The 15,745-nt window shown below is 68.1% G+C and carries 16 protein-coding genes; 6 read left to right on the forward strand and 10 right to left on the reverse strand.

Features of this window, described 5'->3' with window-relative positions; translation table 11 throughout:
• Position 1: 1 nt before the first annotated feature.
• Positions 2 to 1,084, reverse strand: a complete 1,083-nt coding sequence (locus FPV16_RS05010) for a sulfate ABC transporter substrate-binding protein (RefSeq protein ID WP_413629184.1) — start codon at positions 1,082 to 1,084, stop codon at positions 2 to 4.
• A gap of 724 nt (positions 1,085 to 1,808) precedes the next feature.
• Positions 1,809 to 2,015 carry a hypothetical protein gene (locus FPV16_RS05015; protein WP_227436627.1) on the reverse strand — a complete coding sequence of 69 codons (207 nt, stop codon included), beginning with the start codon at positions 2,013 to 2,015 and terminating at the stop codon, positions 1,809 to 1,811.
• A gap of 376 nt (positions 2,016 to 2,391) precedes the next feature.
• On the opposite strand from FPV16_RS05015, the gene FPV16_RS05020 reads away from it, so the two are divergent.
• Positions 2,392 to 2,613 carry a hypothetical protein gene (locus FPV16_RS05020; RefSeq protein ID WP_018045985.1) on the forward strand — a complete coding sequence of 74 codons (222 nt, stop codon included), beginning with the start codon at positions 2,392 to 2,394 and terminating at the stop codon, positions 2,611 to 2,613.
• Positions 2,614 to 2,847: 234 nt separating this feature from the next.
• On the opposite strand, the gene FPV16_RS05025 is transcribed toward FPV16_RS05020, so the two are convergent.
• Together FPV16_RS05025 and FPV16_RS05030 are read right to left on the reverse strand one after the other, a co-directional pair.
• Positions 2,848 to 3,243 (reverse strand): hypothetical protein, encoded by a 396-nt coding sequence (locus FPV16_RS05025; protein WP_227436629.1) that lies wholly within the window; start codon positions 3,241 to 3,243, stop codon positions 2,848 to 2,850.
• A gap of 76 nt (positions 3,244 to 3,319) precedes the next feature.
• A complete protein-coding gene (locus tag FPV16_RS05030; RefSeq protein WP_227436631.1) occupies positions 3,320 to 3,766 on the reverse strand; it encodes a MerR family transcriptional regulator in 447 nt (148 codons plus the stop codon).
• A 68-nt stretch (positions 3,767 to 3,834) separates the two neighbouring features.
• On the opposite strand from FPV16_RS05030, the gene FPV16_RS05035 reads away from it, so the two are divergent.
• Complete coding sequence (locus tag FPV16_RS05035) at positions 3,835 to 4,608, forward strand: cation transporter (RefSeq protein ID WP_227436632.1); 774 nt, start codon at positions 3,835 to 3,837, stop codon at positions 4,606 to 4,608.
• A gap of 124 nt (positions 4,609 to 4,732) precedes the next feature.
• Here the strand turns inward: FPV16_RS05035 and FPV16_RS05040 are convergent, their stop codons facing one another.
• From FPV16_RS05040 to zapE, 3 genes are all read right to left on the reverse strand, one after another.
• A complete protein-coding gene (locus tag FPV16_RS05040; RefSeq protein WP_227436634.1) occupies positions 4,733 to 7,084 on the reverse strand; it encodes a xanthine dehydrogenase family protein molybdopterin-binding subunit in 2,352 nt (783 codons plus the stop codon).
• Complete coding sequence (locus tag FPV16_RS05045; protein ID WP_056143750.1) at positions 7,081 to 7,560, reverse strand: (2Fe-2S)-binding protein; 480 nt, start codon at positions 7,558 to 7,560, stop codon at positions 7,081 to 7,083. Before FPV16_RS05045 ends, FPV16_RS05040 begins: the two co-directional genes overlap by 4 nt.
• Before the next feature lie 541 nt (positions 7,561 to 8,101).
• Positions 8,102 to 9,247, reverse strand: coding sequence for a cell division protein ZapE (zapE, locus tag FPV16_RS05050; protein WP_227436748.1), 1,146 nt, complete (start codon positions 9,245 to 9,247; stop codon positions 8,102 to 8,104).
• Between the two features lie 367 nt (positions 9,248 to 9,614).
• Here zapE and FPV16_RS05055 point away from each other — a divergent pair, with 367 nt between their 5' ends.
• The 3 genes from FPV16_RS05055 (at position 9,615) to FPV16_RS05065 (ending at position 10,961) form a co-directional block, all read left to right on the forward strand.
• Complete coding sequence (locus FPV16_RS05055) at positions 9,615 to 10,205, forward strand: GNAT family N-acetyltransferase (RefSeq protein WP_227436750.1); 591 nt, start codon at positions 9,615 to 9,617, stop codon at positions 10,203 to 10,205.
• Positions 10,206 to 10,327: 122 nt separating this feature from the next.
• On the forward strand, positions 10,328 to 10,621 hold the full coding sequence (locus tag FPV16_RS05060; RefSeq protein WP_227436636.1) for a hypothetical protein: 294 nt from the start codon (positions 10,328 to 10,330) through the stop codon (positions 10,619 to 10,621).
• Positions 10,622 to 10,742: 121 nt separating this feature from the next.
• Positions 10,743 to 10,961, forward strand: coding sequence for a hypothetical protein (locus tag FPV16_RS05065; RefSeq protein WP_227436638.1), 219 nt, complete (start codon positions 10,743 to 10,745; stop codon positions 10,959 to 10,961).
• 15 nt (positions 10,962 to 10,976) lie between these two features.
• On the opposite strand, the gene FPV16_RS05070 is transcribed toward FPV16_RS05065, so the two are convergent.
• The 3 genes from FPV16_RS05070 to FPV16_RS05080 all read right to left on the reverse strand — a co-directional run bounded on the left by FPV16_RS05070 (position 10,977) and on the right by FPV16_RS05080 (position 13,900).
• Positions 10,977 to 11,663 carry a spermidine synthase gene (locus FPV16_RS05070; protein ID WP_227436640.1) on the reverse strand — a complete coding sequence of 229 codons (687 nt, stop codon included), beginning with the start codon at positions 11,661 to 11,663 and terminating at the stop codon, positions 10,977 to 10,979.
• A gap of 115 nt (positions 11,664 to 11,778) precedes the next feature.
• A complete protein-coding gene (locus FPV16_RS05075) occupies positions 11,779 to 13,452 on the reverse strand; it encodes a formate--tetrahydrofolate ligase (RefSeq protein ID WP_227436642.1) in 1,674 nt (557 codons plus the stop codon).
• Positions 13,453 to 13,678: 226 nt separating this feature from the next.
• Entirely contained in the window at positions 13,679 to 13,900 is a 222-nt protein-coding gene (locus FPV16_RS05080; protein ID WP_227436644.1) for a heavy-metal-associated domain-containing protein, read from the reverse strand.
• A 296-nt stretch (positions 13,901 to 14,196) separates the two neighbouring features.
• On the opposite strand from FPV16_RS05080, the gene FPV16_RS05085 reads away from it, so the two are divergent.
• Positions 14,197 to 15,693: an EAL domain-containing protein gene (locus FPV16_RS05085; protein WP_227436646.1), complete on the forward strand. Its 1,497-nt coding sequence runs from the start codon at positions 14,197 to 14,199 to the stop codon at positions 15,691 to 15,693.
• Positions 15,694 to 15,745 lie beyond the last annotated feature (52 nt).

Raw genomic sequence — 15,745 nt, forward strand, 5'->3', positions numbered from 1 at the left:
GTTACTGCGGCGGCTTGCTCAGCTGGTCGAACAGGCCGCCATTGTCGAAGTTCTTCTTCTGGATATCGTCCCAGTTGCCCTGGAGATCCTCGATCTTGAAGAGCTTCAGCTCGGGCAGCTGCGCCAGATGCTCGGGCTTGGCGGCCTCGCGCTTGATCGGACGGTAATGGTGCTTGGCGAAGATCGCCTGCGCCTTGTCCGTGTAGAGGAACTGGAGGTAGGCCTCGGCCTGCTTGCGGGTGCCCTTCTTGTCGACATTGGCGTCGACCAGGGCCACCGGCGGCTCGGCGTAGATCGAGGTCGGCGGGACGACCACGTCGAACTTGTCGCGGCCGAACTCGTCGAACACGAGATAGGCCTCGTTCTCCCAGGTCGGCAGCACGTCGCCGAGACCGCGCTGGGCGAAGGTCACGGTGGAGCCGCGCGCCCCCGTATCGAGCACCGGCACCTGCTTGTAGAGCTGGCCGACGAAGGCGTTGGCCTTGTCGACATTCTTGCCTTCCTTCTCGTAGGCGTAGCCCCAGGCCGCGAGGAAGTTCCAGCGCCCGCCGGCGGAGGTCTTCGGGTTCGGGGTGATCACCTTCACGTCGGGCTTCACCAGGTCGCCCCAATCCTTCACGCCCTTCGGGTTGCCCTTGCGCACCAGGAACACCACGGTGGAGGTATAGGGCAGGCCTTCGTTGGGCAGCTTGGTGCGCCAGTCGGCGGGGATCTTCTTCGAGAGGCGGCTGATCGCGTCGATATCGGAGGGGATGCCCAGGGTCACCACATCGGCGGGGATGCCGTCGATGACGGTGCGGGCCTGCGAGCCGGAGCCGCCATGGGCCGCGCGGACGGTGACGGTCTCGCCGGTCTTGGCCTTCCACTCCTCGATGAAGGCCGCGTTGATCTCCTTATAGAGCTCACGCGTCGGATCGTAGGAGACGTTGAGGAGTTCTGTCTGCGCCTGGGCGGCGCCGGAGGTCAGCAACGCGGAGGCGAGCCCCGCCGAGACCAGGCCGACCGAACCGGCGCACAGGGCGAGGACGCGCCTTCTCCGGGAGAGGCGGCGGGCGTTGGGCGTCGAGGACATGGTCGCGGTCACAGGTTTGTCTCCGGCTACGTCGTGGCGAGGGACCCTTGCGGTCCGGGCGCCCCGGTGATGCTACGTTTCGTTCTTTTTAAAGAACAATGTCAAGCTTGGCCGGGCGACGGTTACTATGCTCAGATAGGTAATTCTCCTTCAATAGGCGAGGCCTCGAAGAACTATAGGCGGCGCGGAGAATCGATTTCTCTCACTGAGTCCAAGTGGGGAAGAAAGCGTTTCCGGAGGGCGGTTCTTTAGAAAGGACGTACTGCCGCGAATCGCAGGCCGATCCGTGTTGCGACATACGGCCATTCATCGAAGCCGCGTGCTCAGCGAATCGAAGGGGGCCGGACGGCGTCGGACCGGTTCAGGGACGCACGACGAAAAGCCGGCTGCGGCATGCCGCAACCGGTCGTCCGGGCTGGATCGCTCTCGCTGATTTCGAGAGCCGTGATGGGGAGGCAGGTTGAACGCGAAAGGGCGTTGCCCGAAGGGGCGCCTCGGTCGGAGGCCAGGGCGACCTCAGTCGAAGGCCAAGGCGACCTCAGTCGGAGGCGAGGGCCACCAAAGAGAAGACGGTCGCGAGCAGGATGTTTCCGGCGACGACGAGAACGAGGATGGTCATGGAAGGGGGTTTCGCGGGTTCGCTGAGGATGCGCCGGGCGGATCCGGTGCGTAGGCTGGATCCATAGCACCGCAATTCTGAACGTCGTGTGTCGTCCCGCTCATCCTAGGGGACGCGTCAGCCTTTCCTGCGGCCGAGCTTCGTCAGCAGTGATTCGATGCGCTCGCCCACCGGTTCGACCAGCGAATCGGCATAGAGGCTGCGCAGGTTCAGCCCGAGATGGCGTCTCACGCTCGCCGAGAGCGGCGCGGGTCTCGTCCGATGCGCCCGACCGTCCTGCCGGTCATCCGGCTGCATTTTGGTCATCAGGAGCGCTCCGCTCATACCGACCTCCTCACGGGTGAGTGTGTCGGTCGTGACCAAAAGGTTCACACGGATTGGTTAAGAACAATTTTATCGATTCCGCAAAAGACGTGTGCGGCCAAGCTTTTGCGGGCAGCGCCAGTTTTCCCCTTTTCTGTCAATGACATTTTTCATTTTTAAGGGCGAAATAAATCCGCCGCTCGCCCCTCCGGGAGGAAATGGCGCGCTTGCAAAGGGTTGCCTCCCGCCATGCCCCCGGACCATCCGCCGACAGGGTTAGCGAATGGTTTCCGGCTGTGGACGGCTGCGCCGAAGCAGGGTTACAACGCTCTCGCTCACCGAGTCGGATTCAAGTCTTCGGAGGGCGATCGCCGCACGAAGGGGAGATCTTCAAAGAATGCAGACCATCACCATCACAGTGCGAGAGCGCGATACCGTATTGGCGGCATTGCGTTACTATCAATTCTATCGCCTTCAGGGCCATCCTTTCGATCCGCGGCAAGACCACCTGATCGATGCAATTGCAAGTCACTCAGGTGAAAGTCTTGATCTTGCGGAAATCGACGATCTCTGTGCCGGCATTCAGGGCAATAAACACGCGCTGAGCGCCGCCGCGTAACGCAGTCTCGAGGCCGGCGATTGCGGCTTCGATGGTGTTCCTGCGTCGGCTTCTGGATGCGGCAAGGTTTGCGCCGCACGCAGTCACTTCTTGACGCGACGACACCGGGTTCGGTTTCGACCCCGGAAGAAGAAACTTCTCTTTTGACCCATCCTTGAGACGTCGTGCACCCGGGGGCACCGAGCCGGAATTGCCCGGCCGGTGCCCCGCGCGCTCGCCCGACAGTCATACCCCTCAGGGGGCCGTGGCGAGGTGGCTCTTGGCCCGTCCCAAAGCCTCGTCGCAGGCCTTGGCGTCGCCCTTGCCGTCGGCGGTGCGGGCCTCGTCCAGGGCGACCTTGGCCTGCATCGCGGCATCGGCGCCCTTACCGGCCTCGGCGGATTTCTCCGGCGGAGCGGCCGGGGTCGAGGCGTTGCCTCCCTGCCCGGTCTCGCCCTGGCCTTCCCGTGCGCCGGCCGCGGCCTTGCCGGAGGTGGAGGCGGAGATGGCGCCGGTCGCCTCGTCCTTCACCTTGGCGTCGAGACGCGTGATCTCCTCCGAACAGGGAGAGGCGAGGACCGGGCTCGCCACGAGGCCGGCGGCGAATCCGGCGGCCAGCAAGGCGGCGAGGGGACGGGATCTCTGAATCATGGGGTTTCCTCAACGGGCGGGTCTGTGACGGGACAACCCGCCGCCGGCCCCATCGGCTCCGCCGGAGCGGCGAAGTTTACGCCTCGGCGAACCCTGTCCGCGCACCGCCATGGTCGTGGTCGCATTCGCCGTGATCGGCCAGAACCTGGATGACCCGGCACTCGCCGACCCGCCCGTGGCCGCATTCCGTCACCATGCGCTGCAATTCCGTGCGCAACGAGATCAGCCGGGCGATGCGCTGCTCGACCTCCGCCAAGTGACGTCGCGCCAGGCGATCCACCTCGGCGCAGGATTCCTCCGGCTGGGCGCTCATGGCGAGGAGTTCGCGAATCGCATCGACCTCGAAGCCGAGTTCGCGCGCATGCCGGATGAAATTGAGCCGCGCCACCTCGGCGTCGCCGTAGCGGCGCTGCTGCCCGTCGGTGCGCGGGGGCGACGGCATCAGCCCGACCTGCTCGTAATAGCGGATCGTCGGCACCTTCACCCCGGCGCGGCGCGACAGGATTCCGATCGAGAACGTCATTTTCCGCTTGATCCTCTAGTCGCTAGAGCTTGTAGACTCCTTTCTAACGACGAAACGAGGAGAGAGCCATGGCCGAATCCTGCTGCGGCACGGGCATCAACCAGCCTGCCACCCACACCCACGATCATGCCCATGCGGCCGGCGACGGGCATCACCATGCCGTCGCGACGCAGACACCCAAGGCCTCGCCGCACGACGAATCCTGCGGCTGCGGCGGCGGCGTTCCGGTCTTCGACGGGGTCGATCCGCGCTACAAGCGGGTGCTGTGGTTCGTCATCGCCCTCAACGGCGCGATGTTCGTCACCGAGATGGCGGCGGGGCAGGCGGCCGGGTCTCAGGCGCTGAAGGCGGACGCCCTCGACTTCCTGGCCGATACCGTCACCTACGGCCTCAGCCTCGCGGTCATCGGCGCGAGCCTGCGCACCCGCTCCATGGCGGCCCTGGCCAAGGGCGTGAGCCTCAGCCTGATGGCGCTCTGGGTCTTCGGCTCGACCATCTACCAGACCCTCGTCCTCGGCGTGCCGAGCGCGGAATGGATGGGCGGCATCGGCCTGCTGGCGCTCGCCGCCAACGTCGCCTCGGTGCTGCTGCTGATGCGCTACAAGGACGGCGACGCCAATGTCCGCTCCGTCTGGCTGTGCTCGCGCAACGACGCCATCGGCAACGTGGTGGTGATGGGCGCGGCCCTGGCGGTATGGGGCACCACGTCGGCCTGGCCGGACCTCGCGGTCGCCGCCCTCATGGCCGGCATCTTCCTCACCTCCTCGATCCAGATCCTGAAACAGGCCTGGGGCGAGTATCGCGAGGGGAACCGGAATGGGGGGGCCGTGGCTGCGGAGTGAGGCCGGGACCCGTCTGACAAGACCTGGTCATTCCGGGGCGCCGAAGGCGAGCCCGGAATCCAGGGCCGCCGATCGGGATAATCTTCGGCCCCTTACAGGAAAGGGGCCGAAGAGCGTTTCGGTCTTACGAGCTCAACTGGTCGCGGATCGGCAATTGCCGGATGCGGCGGCCGGTGGCGGCGAAGACCGCGTTGGCGATGGCCGGCGCCACGGGGGGGACGCCCGGCTCGCCGACACCACCCAGCGGGCGGGTATAGTCGGCGTTTTGGATCAGATGGACGTGCAGCTCCTTCGGGGCGGCGTCGAGACGGGTGATCTCGTAGCCGTCGAAGTTGTTCTGCTGCGCGCGCCCGTCCTTGAAGGTGATCTCGGCCGACAAGGCCAAGCCCATCCCCATGACGACGGCGCCCTCCATCTGCGAGCGGATGCGCTCCGGGTTGACGTGCGGCCCGCAATCGACGGCGATGTCGATGCGCTTGACCGAGACCTCACCCTTGGACCCCACCTCCACTTCGGCCGCCACCGCCGTGTGGGTGACGAAGCTGTAATGTCCGGCGATGCCGAGGCCCCGTCCCTTCGGCAGCTTCCGGCCCCAGCCGATCCCGTTGGCCGCCGCCTCGATGACCCCGCGCAGGCGCGCGGTCTCGATTGGGTAGCGGGCGGGATCCTCGCCGTAGTTCCAGACATCGCCGATGCTGGTCGGGTCGATCACCCGGTCGGGGCCGATCAGGGCCAGCAGGTATTCCTTCGGATCCCGGCCCGCCGCATGCGCCAACTCGGCGACGAAGGACTGGATCGCGAAGGCGTGCGGGATGTTCGAGACCGAGCGGAACCAGCCGATCCGCACATGCGCGTCCGCCGCAGGGTTCTCGAGGCGGATGTTGGGCACGTCGAAGGGCGTGTTGGTCAGCCCCATCCCGAGCTCGAAGGGCAGCTCGTTCTTGGCGCCGGCCGCGAAGATGGACCCGATCGTCGGGGCGGCCGAGCGGTGGAGCCAGGCCACCGGCATGCCCTTGTCGTCGAGCCCGGCCTCCAGGCGCTCCACCGAGATCGTGTGGTAGTAGCCGTGATGGAGGTCGTCCTCGCGGGTCCAGGTGAGCTTCACCGGGGCGCCGTCCATGGCCTGCGAGCACAGGGCCGCCTCGAGCACGTAATCGGGCTTGGACTTGCGGCCGAAGCCGCCGCCGAGCAGCGTCACGTTCACCCGCACCTTGTCGGCGGGCAGGTTGAGCTTCTTGGCCAGACGGTCATGGGTCGCCTGGGGCGCCTGGGTGCAGGCCCAGGCCTCGCAGAACCCGTCCTTGATCCGCACCGTGGCGGCCGGGGGCTCCATCGGGGCCTGGACGAGATGGGGCACGAAATACTCGGCCTCGATCCGCTGCTTGGCCTTGGCCATGGCGCCGTCGACGTCGCCCTGGTTGCGCACGACCTTGCCGGGCGCGCGTGCCGCCTTCTCCAACTCGCCGCGGAAGGCGACGGAGTCGTAAGTGGCGTTCGGGCCGTCGTCCCAGGTGATCTTCAGGGCCTCGCGGCCCTTCATGGCCGCCCAGGTGTTCTTGGCGATGACGGCGACGCCGCCGATCGGCTGGAACTCGGACGGGATCTCGGGGGCGTCGATCTTGAACACCTTGACCACGCCGGGGATCTTCATCGTCTCGGCATCGTCGTAGCTCGCCACCTTGCCGCCGAAGACCGGCGGGCGGGCGACGAGGGCGTAGAGCATGCCGTCGAGCCGGGTATCGAGGCCGTAGATGGCCTTGCCGGTGGTGATGTCGCGGTTGTCGATGAGGCCGATCTTGCCCTTGCCGATGAACTTGAAGGCTTTGGGGTCCTTCAGGGTCACGCTTTCGCGGGCCGGCACGGCGAGGTCGGCCGCCGCCGCCGCCACGTCGCCATAGCCCAGGGTGCGCTTCGACTTCGCATGGGTGAGGACCGAGTTCTCGGCCTTAACCTCGGAGGCCGGCACGCCCCATTGCTTGGCGGCGGCCTGGACCAGCATGGCCTTCGCCGCGGCACCCGCATGGCGCAGGTGCGGGAAGAAGTGGCGCAGGCTCCGCGAGCCGTCGGTATCCTGGTTGCCGAACCGGGCTTCGTCACCCCAGGCCTGGGCGACCTTCACCTTGGCCCAATCGGCCTCGAGCTCATCGGCCACCACGAGGGCGACGGAGGTGCGCACACCCTGGCCCATCTCGGAGCGGTGGCAGGTGATGGTCACGGTGCCGTCCGGCGCGATGGCCACGAACACCTTCGGGTCGTCCTGCCAGCCATGCGGCATGGCATCGGCGCCAAATTTCTTCGGCTCGTCTTTCTTGTCTTCCGCCTGGGCGGAATCCTTCCAGGACAGGGCGAGGACCAGGGCGCCCAGGCCGCCGAGCATGGCGCGGCGGCTGACATTGGCGAGAGCGCTCGGCGCTTCGGGGGGAACGGCGGTCGTCTCGGTGGCGAGGTCGACCATGAGCTGTGCGTCGTGAATCACAGGCGCTCTCCCTTGTTGGCGGCCGGCGCGTTTCCGGCGGCCTGGTGGATCGCGGCGCGGATGCGCGGATAGGTGCCGCAGCGGCAGAGGTTGCCGCTCATGGCTTCGTCGATCTGGTCGTCGCTGGGCTTGGGCGTCTCCTTGAGGAGAGAGGCCGCCTGCATCATCTGCCCGCACTGGCAATAGCCGCATTGCGAGACGTTGAGGTCGCGCCACGCGGCCTGGACCGGGTGGTTGCCGTCGGGGGAGAGCCCCTCGATGGTCACCACCTCCTGGCCCTCGGCCGCGGAGATGGGGGTGACGCAGCCGCGCACGGCGGTGCCGCCGAGATGGATGGTGCAGGCGCCGCAGAGGGCCTGTCCGCAGCCGAACTTGGTGCCGGTGAGGCCGACTTCGTCGCGCAGGAACCACAGCAGCGGCATGTCGGGATCGCCGTCGAAGCTGCGTTCAGCCCCGTTCACGGTGAGTTTGATCATCGGTGTATCCTGTCATCGCTCAGGCCACGGACCGGTCGAGATCGGCTGGCCACCAATCCGTCGGGCTCGCGAATACCTTGGAGGTCGTCAGTCAGGCGCGGGGCGCGCGCGACGTCGTCCCGCATCGAAACATCATTGAGGTGCGGCAGCGGATCCGGCGCCCCTCGACAGGGAGCCGTCGCAGTGCACGAAGCGCCCACGCCCCGTACCTCATAATGAATCCAATTAAACGGTGGGGGTGCTGCAGTGCAACGGCCGGCAGCCACGGCCGCCGCTTTCGCGAAGCTCGGCCGCGGATTCGATGTGCTGTTGCGCACGGCGCGTATCGGGATCGTGCGACGCTTTCGACGGTCGCGCGTTGTCTATGCCGGCTCCGCCGACATCGCCCCGGCTGCGGGCCAAACCTTTCGAATCACGTCGATCTCGTCGTGGTCACACCGCATGATCGCTCGGTCCGCTCGGATGCGGATACCAAAGTCGATCATCCCGGCAGACCACCTCACGATGAGGAAGGCCTTGGAGAAACACCGCAAACGGGCGCTCAGGTCTCCACGAGGCCGAAGCTCGACCCGCTCGCTTCCGAATCCCCCCGCCCATGCGGCAGAGCGAGGTATTCCGACGAGCGCATCTCGATGAGGCGCGAGACGGTGCGGTCGAACTCGAACGCCTCGCGGCCTTCGGTCGCCGTGTAGAGACCGGTCGGCTCGGCCGCCGCCGAGGCGATGAGCTTCACGTGGGCGTCGTAGAACGTGTCCACCAGGGTGATGAAGCGCTTGGCCTCGTTCCGGTTCGCCTCCCCCATCACCGGGATTCCCGAGACGATCACCGTCTGGAACGACTGGGCGATGGCCATGTAGTCGGAGGCACCGAGCGGCTGGGCGCAGAGATCGGCAAAGCCGAACCGGGCGACGCCGGCGGCCTCCTCCGGCACCGCCACCTCGCGGCCCTTCACCCGGATCGTGGCCGGCTTGCCCCTCGCCTTGCCGGTGAGGCCCTTGAAGGCCTGGGTCAGGGCGGCCTCGGCCGCCTCGTCGGCGGGGACGTGATAGACCGAGGCCCCGCCGAGCTTCTCCAGGCGGAAATCCGTGCGGGAATCGAGGCGCAGGATCTCGACCCGGTTCTTCAGCTCCGCGACGAAGGGCAGGAACAGGGCGCGGTTGAGCCCGCCCTCGTAGAGCCGGTCGGGCTCGACGTTGGAGGTCGCCACCACGGTGACGCCGCGCTTGAACAGGGCCCCGAACAGCCGCCCGAGGATCATTGCATCGGCGATGTCGGTGACCGTGAACTCGTCGAAACACAGCAGCGTCGCCTCGTCGGCCAGCGCGTCCGCCACCACCGGGATCGGGTCGTCGCCCTTGGCCGTCCCCGCCTTGAGCGCCTGCCGGTGGGCGTGGATGCGCTCATGGGCATCCGACAGGAAGCCATGGAAATGGACGCGGCGTTTCTTACCCGGCGCCGCCTCGTGGAACAGGTCCATCAGCATGGTCTTGCCGCGCCCGACGGAGCCCCAGATGTAGAGACCCTTGGGCGGGCCTTCGCCGTCGCCGCTGCGCCCGAACAGCCAGCCGAGCGCGCTGCCCTTCTTCGCCCGTCTGCGCCGGTCGAGATCCTGGACCAGCCGGTCGAGGGCCTGCACCAGATGAATCTGCGCCGGGTCGCGCTCGATGGCACCCGACGAGACCAGCATGTCGTAGCGTGCCGAGACCGGACCGGGAGGAGAATCGCCGCCCTGCGAACCGGCGGACGGGGCGGAACCTGAGGGGGGACTCACGACGATGGCGACCTCGGATACGGGACGGCGCGGCGGCCGCGCGTCGATGGAACCGGTCCGGCGACAGGCCCCGAAGACCGGAGACACAGAGACACAGAGACCGGAGGCCCGGCGACCGGTCTGCCGCGCGTCACCGAGACGATCAAGCGCGGCGCGTCGGCGGGATGACGTTTTGTTGCATTGCACACAGCCGGGGCCGATGCCATCTGGTGGCCTCCTCGAGGGAGGTTACGCCCGGATCCCGCGCAGCGTGCGCGCTGTCATTCCGGAGTACGGCACCACCATGCCCGACACGATTCCGACCGGACCGAATGTCCGGCGCCTCTGGCCGAGCGACCGTGCCATGGTCGAGGCCTATTTCCTGCGGCTCGACCCCGATACCAGAGCCAACCGCTTCATGGCCGCCCTGAGCGATGCGGCGGCCGTCTCGTATGCGGCCCGCGCCCTCACGGTCGAAGGGCTGGTCTTCGGCGGCTTCGTCGAGGGGTCGTTGCGCGCGCTCGGCGAATTGCGCCCGCTCACCGGCCCCGTTCCGGGGCTGAGCCTCGGCCGCGACGCGGAGGCCGCCTTCGCCGTGGAGCGCGGGTTTCGCCGCAACGGCCTCGGCCACGCCCTCTTCCGCCGGATCGTCTCGGCGGCGCGCAACCGCGGCGTCCGTGACCTGCATGTCCGCTGTCTCAGCCGGAACGGACCCATGCGCGGACTCGCCACGAAGCTCGGCGCCGTCGTAACCCTGGCCGATGGCGATGCGAAGGGGGCTCTCATCCTGGCCCGTCCGACGCCGATCTCCCTCTGGCGGGAGGGGATCGACGAGGCCCTGGACTTCACCCTCGCGGTGGCCGCCGCCGCCGAACCGCTGAAACGGGCGGCGTGAGAGATGGCGTCACGCGGCGGATTGGCGGCGGTGTCCCGGGGCGCTATCCTCCGGTCCGATCGGGCGGCGCATCCGCCCGGCACCCCGGTCGAACCGATCGCTCCGCTATGAAGATCCACGCCATGAGATCCGCGGTCGCCGCCTGTATCGTCCTGGCGCCGCTCACTGTTTCGGCACAGGAGCGGCCCGCGACCCCCGCCATGCTCTGCGCCGACGCCGCCGCCCTGGTGAACCGCGTCGGCGCCATCGTGATGACCACAGGGCCGATCACCTACGACAGGATCGTCCGCGACGGCGGGTTCTGTCCCCTGCCGGAAGCGCCCAAGCCCGCCTACGAACTCACTCGGGACGTGGCCAAATGCTTCGTCGGATATGTCTGCCGCGACAAGTTCAACGAGGGCAGTACGCGCGACTGAGCACCGCCACGCGCCACCGCCATGGCCAAGCTGCCACCGTGTGGCCCAGTCTCCACCCAATGGCCGCCGCATGGCGCCGTTAGACCCGGTCGCGTCCGACGTGAGCGAGGGGGCTTGCCGCATGACCATTGCCGAGAATCCGGCCCAGGACCGGCGACCGTCGGACGGTGCCGCGACGGTCCGTCTGGAGCGCTGCGTGGCCCATACGCTGCGCGTCATCGCGGCGGCCCGCACCGAGCGCGACGACGCGCCGGTGAAGGCGGCCCGGCGTCACCTCGCCGAAATCTACGGCGTAACCCGCCTCAACCGACGCCTGGAGCGCGGTCGACACTCGGCCTGACACGCCCCTCTGGCTTCAGCGCCGGGCGCGGCCGGACTTCGAAGCGAGCCAGATCGTGTGGCGGGCGCCGCTGGTGACGTTGGCCCGCACCGGCACCTCCTCGACGCCGAACCCCCCGCGGCGCAGGCGCTGGGTGAAGTGCCGGTCGGGATGGGCGGACCACACCGCCAGCACGCCGGCGGGGCGCAGGGCGGCCATGGCCGCAGCCAGACCCATCTCGTTGTAGAGCCTGTCGTTTTCGGGCCGGGTGAGGCCGTCGGGGCCGTTGTCGACGTCGAGCAGGATGGCGTCGTACGCCGAGCTGGCCGCGCGGATCGCAGCGACCACGTCGCCGATCCGCAACGCCACCCGCTGGTCCGACAACGCGTCGGCCGACAGGTCCCGGAGCGGCCCGCGCACCCAATCCACCACGTTCGGCACCAGTTCCGCCACGACGAGTTCGGCGTCGGGCCGCAGGGCATCCAGGGCCGCCCGCAGGGTGAAGCCCATGCCGAGCCCGCCGATGAGGAAGCGCGCGCCTGCGCGGGTGCCGACCCGCTCCGCCGCAAGGGTCGCCAGCGCCTTCTCCGAGCCGCTGAGGCGGCTGTTCATCAGCTCGTTATGGCCGAGCTGGATCGAGAATTCCGTGCCCCGCTGAAGCAGCCGAAGCTGGCCCGCATCCCCCGGGATCGGTGCGGTATCGAGGACGGTCCAGGGGATCATCGGCGGAATCGGCGGGACGACATGCCGTCCCGGCTATCACAGGTGAGGCGAGGGATCACGCGTGCCGGGAAGGCGCCCCTCCCCGACAAGCGGGAGAGGGGCCACCGGTGTCAGGCTAGAACAGCCCCTCGATCTGCCCGTCAGCATCGAGATGGATGCCCTCCGAGGCCGGGACCTTGGGCAGGCCGGGCATGGTCATGATCTCACCGCAGATCACCACGACGAAGCCGGCGCCGGCCGAGAGCCGCACGTCGCGCACCGAGATGAGGTGGCCCGAGGGCGCGCCCATCAGGTTCGGGTCGGTGGAGAACGAGTACTGCGTCTTGGCCATGCAGACCGGCAGGTTGCCGTAGCCGTCCTTCTCGAACTGGGCGAGCTTGGTGGCCGCCTTCGATTCCACCTGGATGTCACCGGCCCCGTAGAGCTTGGTGGCGATGGTCTTGATCTTGTCGGTGAGCTTGGTGTCGGTCTCGTAGGCGAAGGTCAGCGGCTTCTGCTCGCCCTCGGCGAGCTTCACCACCGCCTGGGCCAATTCCTCGGCGCCCGCACCCCCTTCAGCCCAATGCTTGCAGGTGATGGCCTCGACCTGGAGCCTGTCGCGGCACAGCTCCTTCAGCTTGGCGTGCTCGGCATCGGTGTCGGCGTAGAAGTGGTTGACGCCGATGACCACGGGCAGGCCGAAGCCGCGCACGTTCTCCACATGGCGGGCGAGGTTGGCGAAGCCCTTCTCCAGGGCGTCGAGGTTCTCGGAGCCGAGCTCCTTCTTCGAGACGCCGCCATGCATCTTGAGGGCGCGCACCGTGGCGACGATGACCACCGCGGACGGCTTCAGGCCGGCTTGCCGGCACTTGATGTCGATGAACTTTTCCGCGCCGAGATCGGCGCCGAAGCCGGCCTCGGTGACCACGTAGTCGCCGAGCTTGAGGCCGGCGCGGGTGGCGATCACCGAGTTGCAGCCATGGGCGATGTTGGCGAAGGGGCCGCCATGGATCAGGGCCGGGTTGCCCTCCAGGGTCTGGACGAGGTTCGGTTGCAGCGCGTCCTTGAGGAGCACGGTCATCGCACCCGTGGCCTTGACGTCGGCGAGCGTCACCGGCTTGCGGTCGCGGGTCTCGGCGATGACGATGCGGCCGAGGCGGGCCTCGAGGTCGTCGAGGTCACGGGCGAGGCAGAACACCGCCATGACTTCCGAGGCCACGGTGATGTCGAACCCGTCCTCGCGCGGGAAGCCGTTGGCGACGCCGCCCAGCGACTGGGTGATCGAGCGCAGGGCCCGGTCGTTCATGTCGACGACCCGGCGCCAGTGGATGCGGCGCACGTCGATGTTGAGCTCGTTCGCCCAGTAGACATGGTTGTCGATGAGCGCGGCGGCGAGGCTGTGCGCCGAGGTGATGGCGTGGAAATCGCCCGTAAAGTGCAGGTTGATCTGCTCCATCGGCACGACCTGGGCCTTGCCGCCGCCGGCGGCACCCCCCTTCATGCCGAAACAGGGGCCGAGCGAGGGCTCGCGCAGACACATCACGGTCTTCTTGCCGATGCGGTTCAGCGCGTCGCCGAGACCCACCGTCGTGGTGGTCTTGCCCTCGCCGGCAGGGGTCGGGCTGATGGCGGTGACGAGGACGAGCTTGCCCTCGGGCTTCGATTCCAGAGACTTGATGAAGGCGTGGTCGATCTTGGCGATGTGCCGGCCGTAATGATGCAGCGCCTCGTCCGGAATGCCGATCGTCTCGGCCACCTGCGTGATCGGCTTCAGGGTTGCCGCGCGAGCGATCTCGATGTCTGAGGGCATGGGTCTCTCCCGGTCTGTCGTCGCGATGGCGTGTCGCGCGGGCGTTTATTGTTGAACGTCGTGTGTTCGGAGCATCGGCGCCACGGGCACCAGGCTTCACCGTTGTCATCACTGTGAGCGATGGAGCAAGCAAAAGCGCGTCGGAATTTTTCAACGCGTCTGCAAAATTTCATTTGAGAGCGCGGAATCCGGCAGGGATCGCCCGCGGCGGCGGGCGGGGCCGCCGTCAGCCCGACATGGCCGTCGCGGTGTAGCCGGTCTGGTCCAGCGCCTCGGCGATCGTCAGGGCCTGGGCATCGGTGGTGATCGCCACGCGGCCGTGATCGCGGTCGACGGCGACATGCGCCTCCGGATCGATCCGCAGGATCGCCTTGCGCACGGCCTCGGCGCACCCGTCGCAGGTCATGCCGTCCACCTGCATCAGCAGGTCAACCCGTCTCGCGTCCATCCACCCGCTCCCGTCGCTGGGCCATGTCCTGCGCCAATGTAGCGCCAAATCCGCTCCTGCCGCGAGGGGGGGATGGCCCGGGCGGCTTCCGCGGCGATGCCAGACTGGCTGAAGCCAAGCTTGGAAGCTCATGCAACACATGGCGAAAAACCGGTTCACGCAGCCTGCGCCCATCTTGTGGGACTTCGTCGTCTCGGCGACAACCGGAGCCTGTCTCGACTTGCGGAATCCCTGCGGAATCCATGGTCGTGGCTCCCTGATCTCCGCTCGATCGTCGTGAGGGTAAGAGTATCCCGATGGCCCGGATCGTCGGCCGACGCACGGTCCCGTGGCTCCTGAGTCTCATCGGGTTCGTGGTCCTGGCGCCGCTCGCAGTGATCTCTCCCCTCGGCGGCGCCTTCGGATTGGCGGCCATGAGCGGCTTCGTCGCTATCCTGGCCGCGCGCCGGGCGCGCAAGCTCGACCAGCGCTGCGAGAAACTCTCGGGCGAATTCGACATTCTCTCGCAACGTCTCGTTCGCCTGGAGACGGTGGCCCGCCTCATCGCCGACCAGCAGATGCGGATCGAGCGTGCCCGCACCGACGAAGCCGGTCCGGCGCAGGGCATGCAGGGCGGGAATGCTTCGGTGGATGCCGCCGTCGAGGAAGTCACGGCGGAAATCGGCCTGCTCAGCGGCATCGTCCGCGAGCTCGCCGCCGTGGTCGCCACGCAGGACGGCGAGATCGCCCGCCTGAAGGCGACGCCGCCGGCCGGTCCCGCCCCGCCCCCGGTCGTCCGGCCGGTCTCCCGTCAGGCCGTCGTCGATGTGCCCGTTGTTCCGCCGCCTTCCCCGGCGTTCCGGAACGACACGGGCGCGGCGCCCTGGGTGCCGCGCGCCTGGCCGCCGCTCGAGCGGTCCGAGCCCGTCACGGACAGGGCTCGGCCGGACCGGAGCCGGGATGCGGTCATGGTCGCGGCCTTCGACGGCGACGGGCTCGAGGTCCATCTCCAGCCCATCGTCTCCCTGCCCCAACGCAAGGTCGTGTCGTACGAGGCGCTGGCGCGGCTGCGCCTGGGTGCCGACATCCTCAAGCCTGAACTGTTCCTGCCGGCCCTCGAACGCCATGGGCGGACGACCGAACTCGATCGGCGCATGCTTCCCCTCGTCGCCACCGTGGCACGCCATCTCAGCGGACGCGGCAGTCAGGCGGCGGTGATCTACGCCCTGTCGCCGCATTCCCTGTTCGAACCCGGCTTCCTGCGTACGCTGCCGCGCCTGCTCGCCGGCGAGCCCGACCTCTCCGGACGCCTGGTGATCGCGCTGCCCCAGTCGAGCTGGCGCAGCCTCGACGCCGAGCAGGCGGGGGCGTTGGCCGAACTGCGCGGCCGTGTCGGCTTCGCCCTCGACCGTCCCGTGGACCTGCGCCTCGACCCCCTGGCCCTGGCCGACCGGGGCGTCAGTCAGGTCAAGGTATCGGCCGATCTCCTGCTGCGCCCCAACTCCCGTCAGGCCATGCCCGACATCGCCCTCGACGACCTCGTCGCCTCTCTGTCCCGGGCCGGTATCCGGCTCGTCGCGGAGGCGGTCGAGCGCGAGAGCGACGTGCCCGATCTCATCGACCTCGACGTGCCGCTGGCGCAAGGCACCGTCTTCGCCCCGGCGCGGGCGGTGCGGGCCGAAGTTCTTGCTGTCGCGGCGCCGCAGGTCGCGCCGTCCCCGGCGCCGCCTCCGTCCCGAGAACCCGGCGGCGACGATCCGGAACCGCCGCCGCAGCGCCGGCCGTTCCGCGACTTCTTGCGCAGGGCCGGCTGAGGCAGACCCGCTCGGACCCCGACGCGTTGATGTCGGTGCGTTGATTTCGGCG

This window comes from Methylobacterium sp. W2, assembly GCF_020662345.1.
Taxonomy (GTDB): Bacteria; Pseudomonadota; Alphaproteobacteria; order Rhizobiales; family Beijerinckiaceae; genus Methylobacterium.

Bases quoted from the DNA above. Each gene is read 5' to 3' on its own strand.
- FPV16_RS05015 (WP_227436627.1), bottom strand. From the start codon at position 2,015: ATGAGCGGAGCGCTCCTGATGACCAAAATGCAGCCGGATGACCGGCAG.
- FPV16_RS05020 (WP_018045985.1), top strand. From the start codon at position 2,392: ATGCAGACCATCACCATCACAGTGCGAGAGCGCGATACCGTATTGGCG.
- FPV16_RS05025 (WP_227436629.1), bottom strand. From the start codon at position 3,243: ATGATTCAGAGATCCCGTCCCCTCGCCGCCTTGCTGGCCGCCGGATTC.
- FPV16_RS05030 (WP_227436631.1), bottom strand. From the start codon at position 3,766: ATGACGTTCTCGATCGGAATCCTGTCGCGCCGCGCCGGGGTGAAGGTG.
- FPV16_RS05035 (WP_227436632.1), top strand. From the start codon at position 3,835: ATGGCCGAATCCTGCTGCGGCACGGGCATCAACCAGCCTGCCACCCAC.
- FPV16_RS05045 (WP_056143750.1), bottom strand. From the start codon at position 7,560: ATGATCAAACTCACCGTGAACGGGGCTGAACGCAGCTTCGACGGCGAT.
- zapE (WP_227436748.1), bottom strand. From the start codon at position 9,247: ATGCTGGTCTCGTCGGGTGCCATCGAGCGCGACCCGGCGCAGATTCAT.
- FPV16_RS05055 (WP_227436750.1), top strand. From the start codon at position 9,615: ATGCCCGACACGATTCCGACCGGACCGAATGTCCGGCGCCTCTGGCCG.
- FPV16_RS05060 (WP_227436636.1), top strand. From the start codon at position 10,328: ATGAGATCCGCGGTCGCCGCCTGTATCGTCCTGGCGCCGCTCACTGTT.
- FPV16_RS05065 (WP_227436638.1), top strand. From the start codon at position 10,743: ATGACCATTGCCGAGAATCCGGCCCAGGACCGGCGACCGTCGGACGGT.
- FPV16_RS05070 (WP_227436640.1), bottom strand. From the start codon at position 11,663: ATGATCCCCTGGACCGTCCTCGATACCGCACCGATCCCGGGGGATGCG.
- FPV16_RS05075 (WP_227436642.1), bottom strand. From the start codon at position 13,452: ATGCCCTCAGACATCGAGATCGCTCGCGCGGCAACCCTGAAGCCGATC.
- FPV16_RS05080 (WP_227436644.1), bottom strand. From the start codon at position 13,900: ATGGACGCGAGACGGGTTGACCTGCTGATGCAGGTGGACGGCATGACC.
- FPV16_RS05085 (WP_227436646.1), top strand. From the start codon at position 14,197: ATGGCCCGGATCGTCGGCCGACGCACGGTCCCGTGGCTCCTGAGTCTC.